This is a genomic window from Ottowia sp. (genome assembly GCF_035325765.1).
GTDB lineage: Bacteria > Pseudomonadota > Gammaproteobacteria > Burkholderiales > Burkholderiaceae_C > Ottowia.
In genome coordinates this window covers 1-7,084 of the sequence record NZ_DAOKZG010000082.1, presented here as the reverse complement: position 1 = coordinate 7,084, position 7,084 = coordinate 1, and the positions used below count along the sequence as shown (strand labels likewise).

5 protein-coding genes and 1 pseudogene are annotated in these 7,084 nt (G+C 66.2%); 5 read left to right on the top strand and 1 reads right to left on the bottom strand.

Annotated features, from left to right (window positions below; all coding sequences use genetic code 11):
- The 5 genes and pseudogenes from PKA16_RS15305 to PKA16_RS15285 form a co-directional block, all read left to right on the top strand.
- Positions 1 to 980 (top strand): PilT/PilU family type 4a pilus ATPase (locus PKA16_RS15305; protein WP_324404469.1); only part of this gene is annotated, 980 nt, incomplete at its 5' end.
- Positions 981 to 1,452: 472 nt separating this feature from the next.
- On the top strand, positions 1,453 to 2,370 hold the full coding sequence (locus PKA16_RS15300) for an NAD(P)-dependent oxidoreductase (protein ID WP_324404467.1): 918 nt from the start codon (positions 1,453 to 1,455) through the stop codon (positions 2,368 to 2,370).
- A 649-nt stretch (positions 2,371 to 3,019) separates the two neighbouring features.
- Positions 3,020 to 3,160 (top strand): hypothetical protein, encoded by a 141-nt coding sequence (locus tag PKA16_RS15295; protein ID WP_324404465.1) that lies wholly within the window; start codon positions 3,020 to 3,022, stop codon positions 3,158 to 3,160.
- A gap of 258 nt (positions 3,161 to 3,418) precedes the next feature.
- Positions 3,419 to 5,002, top strand: a pseudogene (locus PKA16_RS15290) (MFS transporter).
- Between the two features lie 113 nt (positions 5,003 to 5,115).
- Positions 5,116 to 5,601 carry a hypothetical protein gene (locus tag PKA16_RS15285; RefSeq protein WP_324404464.1) on the top strand — a complete coding sequence of 162 codons (486 nt, stop codon included), beginning with the start codon at positions 5,116 to 5,118 and terminating at the stop codon, positions 5,599 to 5,601.
- 136 nt (positions 5,602 to 5,737) lie between these two features.
- Here PKA16_RS15285 and PKA16_RS15280 read toward each other — a convergent pair whose 3' ends face one another.
- Positions 5,738 to 6,697, bottom strand: a complete 960-nt coding sequence (locus PKA16_RS15280; protein WP_324404462.1) for an IS5 family transposase — start codon at positions 6,695 to 6,697, stop codon at positions 5,738 to 5,740.
- Positions 6,698 to 7,084 lie beyond the last annotated feature (387 nt).

Genomic DNA, 7,084 nt, shown 5'->3' with positions numbered 1-7,084 from the left:
ACACGCTGGCGCTGGTGCGCGCCGTGATGAACGACAAGCAGGCCGCCGAGTTCGAGCGCACCAAGGAGTGCAACTTCGCCATCGCGCCAGCGGGCATTGGGCGCTTTCGCTGCAACGCCTTCGTGCAGCAGGGCAACATCGGCATGGTGCTGCGCGTGATCCCGCAGGAGCTGCCCACCATCGACGGCCTGGGCATGCCACAGATCCTCAAGGAGGTGGCGATGACCAAGCGCGGCCTGACCATCCTGGTGGGGGCTACCGGCTCCGGCAAGTCGACCACGCTGGCGGCGATGGTGGACTGGCGCAACATCAACAGCCAGGGCCACATCATCACGATCGAGGACCCGGTCGAGTTCGTGCATCCGCACAAGAATTGCATCGTCACGCAGCGCGAGGTCGGCCTGGACACGGAGGACTGGGAGGCGGCGCTGAAGAACAGCCTGCGCCAGGCACCCGACGTGATCCTGATGGGCGAGATCCGCGACCGCGAGACCATGGAGCACGCGGTCGCGTTTGCCGAGACCGGCCACCTGTGCCTGGCGACGCTGCACGCCAACAGTGCCAACCAGGCACTGGACCGCATCATCAACTTCTTCCCCGAGGAGCGACGGGCGCAGCTGCTGATGGACCTGTCGCTCAACCTGCGCGCCCTGATCTCGCAGCGCCTGATCGCCAAGCAGGATGCCAAGGGTCGCACGGCGGTGGTCGAGATCATGATCAACTCGCCCTTCATCTCCGACCTGATCTTCAAGGGCGAGGTCGGCGAGATCAAGGAAGCGATGAAGAAGAGCCGCGAGCTCGGCATGCAGACCTTCGACCAGGCGCTGTTCGACGCCTTCGAGGCCAACCTGATCACCTACGAAGACGCGCTGCGCAACGCCGATTCGGCCAACGACCTGCGCCTGCAGATCAAGCTGACCAGCAAGCGCGCCAAGGAGCGCGACCTGGCCGCGGGCACCGAACACCTGCAAATCATGTGAATGGGGACACGGCTCGTGCAATGAGCTCCCCGCGGCTCCACTCGCTGTGCGATGGCGTGGCTGCCCCCTGGGCACTGCTCGGCTACCCGTGGGGCGCAGGGCCCCTTGGAGGCAGCGCAGCATGGAAGCGTGGTGCCGAAGGCGCACCCGGAGGCCAGGAGGACCGCCGCCATCGGATCCGGGTCGTTTCATGCTTCAGAGGTCGGACGAAGCGCGGTGGAGCAGCGGGCACCGATTTGCCTGCAAGAATCGCAAGGTGGCTTCGCTGCGCTCCGATGGCAGGGAAGATCATTTCGTGATGCCGGTGCGAGCCGGCGCCATGTGTCCTCTTTTGGCGCGCCAGGCGGCATGAGGCGCTGATGCGCCTCCGCGCCGCTTGCGCCGTGCTGCGCGATCCCGGGACGCCTGGCCGACTTCAATGCCCGGGACAGCCCGCCCACCGACTTGTGCGGCTGCTTCTTACAATCGTCGCATGAACGCCTCCATCCAGAGCAAGACCTACGAACCCTGTCCTGCCCGTGCCGTGGCCTTCCTCGGCCTCGGCGTGATGGGCTATCCGATGGCGGGCCACCTGGCGCTGGCTGGCCACCGCGTCACGGTCTACAACCGGACCGCGGCGCGTGCCGAAGCGTTCTGCGTCGAATTCGAGGCCACCGAGGCGGTGCGCCTGGCGCGCACGCCCGCGCAGGCGGCGGAGGGTGCCGACATCGTGTTCAGCTGCGTCGGCAACGACGATGACCTGCGCCAGGTGGTGCTGGGGCCCCATGGCGCGCTCGCCGGCATGCGCCCGGACGCGGTGCTGGTCGACCACACCACGGCCTCGGCCGACGTCGCGCGCGAACTGGATGCGGCTGCCCGTGCGCACGGGTGGCACTTCATCGACGCGCCGGTTTCGGGCGGCCAGGCGGGCGCCCAGAAGGGTGTGCTCACGGTAATGTGCGGTGGTGACCCCCAGGTGTTCGAGCGCGTGCGACCCGTGGCCATGGCCTTTGCACGCGCCGTCACCCTGCTCGGGCCCAGCGGCGCCGGCCAGCTCGCCAAGATGGTGAACCAGATCGCCGTGGCCGGCGTGGTGCAGGGCCTGGCCGAGGCGATCGCGTTCGGCCAGCAGGCCGGACTGGACATGCACCAGGTGCTGCAGGTGATCAGCCAGGGCGCGGCGCAGAGCTGGCAGATGGAACAGCGCGGCCCCACCATGATCGAGGACCGCTTCGACTTCGGCTTTGCCGTCGACTGGATGCGCAAGGACCTGGGCCTGGTGCTGCAGGAAGGGCGCCGCAACGGCGCCCGCCTACCGGTGACGGCGCTGATCGAGCAGTTCTATGCCGACGTCCAGGCCCTGGGCGGCGGCCGCTGGGACACCTCCAGCCTCATCAAGCGGCTGCGCTGAAGCCGCCGCCGCCGAATCCGGGCTTGCCGCACGGGTCCGAGTCGGGTGGATGACCCCATCCGCGGGCGCCGGATGACCCCCGCCGACCCGCCACCCTGAAAGCGAAACCGCAGCCCTGAGCCCTGCGCGCGGGGAATTGACTGCCAGCGCGCACCGTCCAAGGCGCCCGGCCAGCCGGCAGGCAGACAGGTCGAACCGGGTTGCGCCGCGACGGCGGTCGGCCCGACCGCGCTGTTGCACCAGGGCAACCATCATGAATTTTTTTGCCGGGCAGGGGTGACGGGCCCGAACAATCAGCATATGATTTCAATAGTTACATGTAGTCACAGCCATCGGACTGAAGCCAACAGCAGCTGTCGAATGCGCCCATCCGTGTTGCCCTCGCCGTAGCCGGCAAGGGCCAGCGTTGCGACATCCCAGGCGTTTGCACGCCCGGGAATCGCGTGAACCGGAACCCAATCCGCGCACTCCGGTGCACGGGGCGAAGACGACATTGCGGGGCCTGGCGAGAGGCGTGCCAGCGAGTGTGTAGCGCGCTCAGCCAGTCGACGAACCTGCTCGACGCCGCCAAGGCCAGCGCCCATCGGGTCCCGAGACGATCGCGAGCGGTCCACTGACGTTTTTGGGTCCAAGCAAAAGGAGTCTGCCGATGGCGACCGCAGCCAATCTGTCCCTGCCGACAGCCGCCAGTCCCGCGGTCACCAAGACCGCGAGTCCCCAGGTATCGCCCGCCCTGGCGCGCGAGCGCCGGCGCGTGATCGTCGCCTCGGCGCTGGGAACCATGTTCTAGTGCAGTGTTTCACGCTATCAGGCACTTATAAAAGCCAGAAAAAGGTTTGCGGCAAGGCGCGGTTCGCAGCCAATGCCGGCGGCCTTGGCAAGAACTGCAACGCCGCCGCGAGCCTTTTTCTGGCTTCCCGCAGGGCGAGCCGCCAAGGGGCCATCTGCTTTGTTGCGTGGCCTTGACATGGACCCACCATGCCTGCGGCCACGCGCCGCGCAGCTGGCCCCTTGGCGACTCGTTATAAGTACCTGATAGCGTGAAACACTGCACTAGTGGTACGACTTCTACCTGTACGGCACGCTGGCCGTCATCATCGGCCAGCAGTTCTTCTCCAACCTCGAGCCGACCGCGCAACTGGTGTTCTCGCTGCTCGCGTTCGCCGCCGGCTTCGTGGCGCGGCCGTTCGGCTCGCTGGTATTCGGGCGCCTGGGTGACCTGGTCGGACGCAAGTACACCTTCCTCATCACCATCATCATCATGGGCGTGTCGACCTTCCTGGTCGGCGTGCTGCCCACCTATGCCAGCATCGGCGTGGCCGCACCGATCATCCTGATCGTGCTGCGCCTGCTGCAGGGGCTGGCGCTGGGCGGCGAATACGGCGGTGCCGCAACCTACGTGGCCGAATGGGCGCCGCAGAACAAGCGCGGCGCCTACACCTCGTGGGTCCAGATGACCGCCACCGGCGGCCTGCTGCTGAGCCTGCTGGTATTGATGGGCACGCAGGCCGCGATGGATGCCGAGCGCTTTGCGCAGTGGGGATGGCGCGTGCCATTCCTGCTGTCCTTCGTGCTGCTGGTGATCAGCGTCTATGTGCGGCTCAGCCTGCGCGAGTCGCCGCCGTTCATGGCCCTGCGCGCCCAGCAGAAGACGTCGCGCTCGCCGCTGCTGGAGTCCTTCGGGCAATGGAAGAACCTGCGCGTCGTGATCCTGGCCCTGTTCGGACTGACCGCGGGCCAGGCCGTGATCTGGTATACGGGGCAGTTCTACGCGCTCTTCTACCTGACCCAGGTGCTGCACGTGGACAGCACGACGACCTACATGATGGTCGCGCTGGCGCTGCTGATCGGCATGCCGTTCTTTGTCGTGTTCGGCACGCTGTCCGACCGCATCGGGCGCAAGCCGATCATCATGGCCGGCTGCCTGCTGGCCATCTTCACCTACTACCCCGCCTTCTCGGCGCTGACGCGCGCCGCCAACATCGACCTGGCGGCGGCACAGGCGAGCACCCACGTGATCCTGAAGGCCCATCCGAACGAGTGCTCGTTCCAGTTCAACCCGACCGGCACCGCGCGCTTCACCAGTTCCTGCGACATCGCCAAGCAGGTGCTGGCGCGCGCCTCGGTCAGCTACGAGACCATCCCCGCCCTGCCCGGCTCGCTCGCCACCATCCAGATCGGCCCCGACGTCATCCAGAGCCATGACGCCAGCGCGCTGTCGCCGGCGGAAGCCAAGGCGCAGGCGGCCGAATTCAGCGCCCAGGTGAGCGCCACGCTGCGCAAGGACGGCTATCCGGAAAAGGCCGATCCGGCCAAGATGGACAAGCCGACCATCATCGCCATCCTGGTCTACCTGGTGATCCTGGCAACCATGGTCTACGGGCCGATCGCCGCGGCACTGGTCGAGCTGTTCCCCACGCGCATCCGCTACACCTCGATGAGCCTGCCCTATCACATCGGCAACGGCTGGTTCGGCGGCCTGGTCCCGACGGCGGCCTTTGCCATCGTGGCCCAGACCGGCGATCTGTACAGCGGGCTGTGGTACCCGATCGGGATCGCCGCCATGACCGTCGTGGTCGGCGTCATGTTCCTGCCGGAAACCCGGGGAGTGAACATCTACGCCGCGGATTGACGCCCACAGGGTGACCGGCGCGTGACGCGCATGCGAACCAACCTGCGCGCGACCGGGCCGAACGCCCCGGTCGCCGGCCAGCCGCGCGAGCGAACACGACTTCATGAGCTGCCATGCGATACCTGAAGACCGCACTCGGATTGAACGCCCTGAAGGAGCGGTCGGGTGCGCTGTCGCAGCGCCAGCGTTCGGCCTTCATCCTGTTCGACGGCACGCGCACCAGCGCCGAGGTGCTCCAGGCGACGGCCAACCTGGGCATCACCCAGGCGGACCTCGAGCACATGGTGGCGCTGGGCTTCCTGGCTCCGGCAAACGGGGCGGGCAGCGCGCCTGCGGCGGCCGGTCCAGCCGTCAGCCAAAACACGCCGCCGGCCTCGGCAGCGACGCCACCAGCGGGCGACGATGCCTTCTTTCAGGCCTACCGCATCGCAACGGAACTCGCCTCGGGGCTCGGCCTGGGCGGCCTGCTGCTGAACCTTGCGGTTGAATCGGCGCAGGATTCGGCTCAGTTGCGGGCGCTGCTGCCCCGGTTGCGCAAGGCCCTCGGCGCCGAGAAGTGCCTGCCGCTCGAGCAGGCGCTGCATGGACCCGAAGCCTAGGGAAACTCTGCAGAAAGCGCTTCGAGATGTGCTGGTGCGAAGCGGTCGAGCCGACTGGCGGTTTCAATCCATCGGCAGCCCTGTGCGAGATCCTTTCCGGCCGGTTCGCAGGCCATTTGGTCCCTTGCGGGCGCACTCATGCCTTGGTTCCCAGCAAACTACGGCGCGCCATCCACAGGTTCGACAGCGCAAACAGCGTGTGCAACTGCGCAGTGTTCTTTGCCAAACCCCGGTAGCGCACCTTGACGTGGCCCCATTGCCGCTTGATCACCCGAAACGGGTGCTCGACCTTGGCTCGAATGCTGGCCTTGAGGCGTTCGAGTTGGTCGGTCAAGTCATCCAGGGGCTTGGTCTTGTCCAACTGCTTGCGCCTGCCCGGCCGCATGGAGATGTTCCAGCGCACGGTGCTCTTGGCGTCAGGCCGCTTGTCGGCGCCCTGGTAGCCGGCGTCGCCCCAGGCCTCAGTCTCTTGGCCGTGCAACAGCGTGTTGGCCTCCACCACGTCATTGACGCTGCCCGCCGTGCCGCGCACGGTGTGCACCAGACCCGAGTCGGCATCCACACCGATGTGAGCCTTCATGCCGAAATACCACTGTTTGCCCTTTCGGCTCTGCTTCATCTGCGGATCGCGCTGGCCCGAGGCGTTCTTGGTGGAGCTGGGCGCAGCAATCAACGTGGCGTCAACCACCGTGCCGACGCGTAGCAGCAAGCCCTTGGCGCCCAGCAATTCGTTGACCAGCGCCAGGATCTGCTCGGCCAGCTTGTGTTCTTCCAGCAGACGGCGAAACCGCAGGATGGTGGTCTCGTCGGGCACGGCTGTGTCCCAGTTCAGACCCGCGAATTCCCGAAACATCGGCACGTCATGCAGCGCCTCTTCCATCGCCGGATCGCTCAGCGTGAACCACTGCTGCATGAAGTGGATGCGCAGCATCGTCTCTACGGCAAACGGCGGGCGTCCGCGTTTGCCTTCGGGCGCATACGGCGCGATCAGGGCCACCAGCGCGGCCCAGGGCACCACCTGCTCCATCTCGGACAGAAACTCGCGCTTGCGGGTGCGCTTGGTCGTCAGGTTCAGACCCAGGTCGGCTTGTTGCATGGTTCAAGATTCTCACTGCACTGCGCCTCGCTCAGCACATCGCCGCGGGATTTGTGCAGACTTTCCCTAGTGCAGTGTTTCACGCTATCAGGTACTTATAAAAGCCAGAAAATGGTTTGCGGCAAGGCGCAGTTCGCAGCCAATGCCGGCGGCCTTGGCAAGAACTGCAACGCCGCCGCGAGCCTTTTTCTGGCTTCCCGCAGGGCGAGCCGCCAAGGGGCCATCTGCTTTGTTGCGTGGCCTTGACATGGACCCACCATGCCTGCGGCCACGCGCCGCGCAGCTGGCCCCTTGGCGACTCGTTATAAGTACCTGATAGCGTGAAACACTGCACTAGTCTTACTGTGTTATAAGTCAAGGCATTATGCGATGAACTTCACGTGAGAG

Excerpts from the sequence above, each read along its gene's own strand:
- PKA16_RS15285 (WP_324404464.1), top strand. The coding sequence starts at position 5,116 with ATGCGATACCTGAAGACCGCACTCGGATTGAACGCCCTGAAGGAGCGG.
- PKA16_RS15295 (WP_324404465.1), top strand. The coding sequence starts at position 3,020 with ATGGCGACCGCAGCCAATCTGTCCCTGCCGACAGCCGCCAGTCCCGCG.
- PKA16_RS15300 (WP_324404467.1), top strand. The coding sequence starts at position 1,453 with ATGAACGCCTCCATCCAGAGCAAGACCTACGAACCCTGTCCTGCCCGT.
- PKA16_RS15280 (WP_324404462.1), bottom strand. The coding sequence starts at position 6,697 with ATGCAACAAGCCGACCTGGGTCTGAACCTGACGACCAAGCGCACCCGC.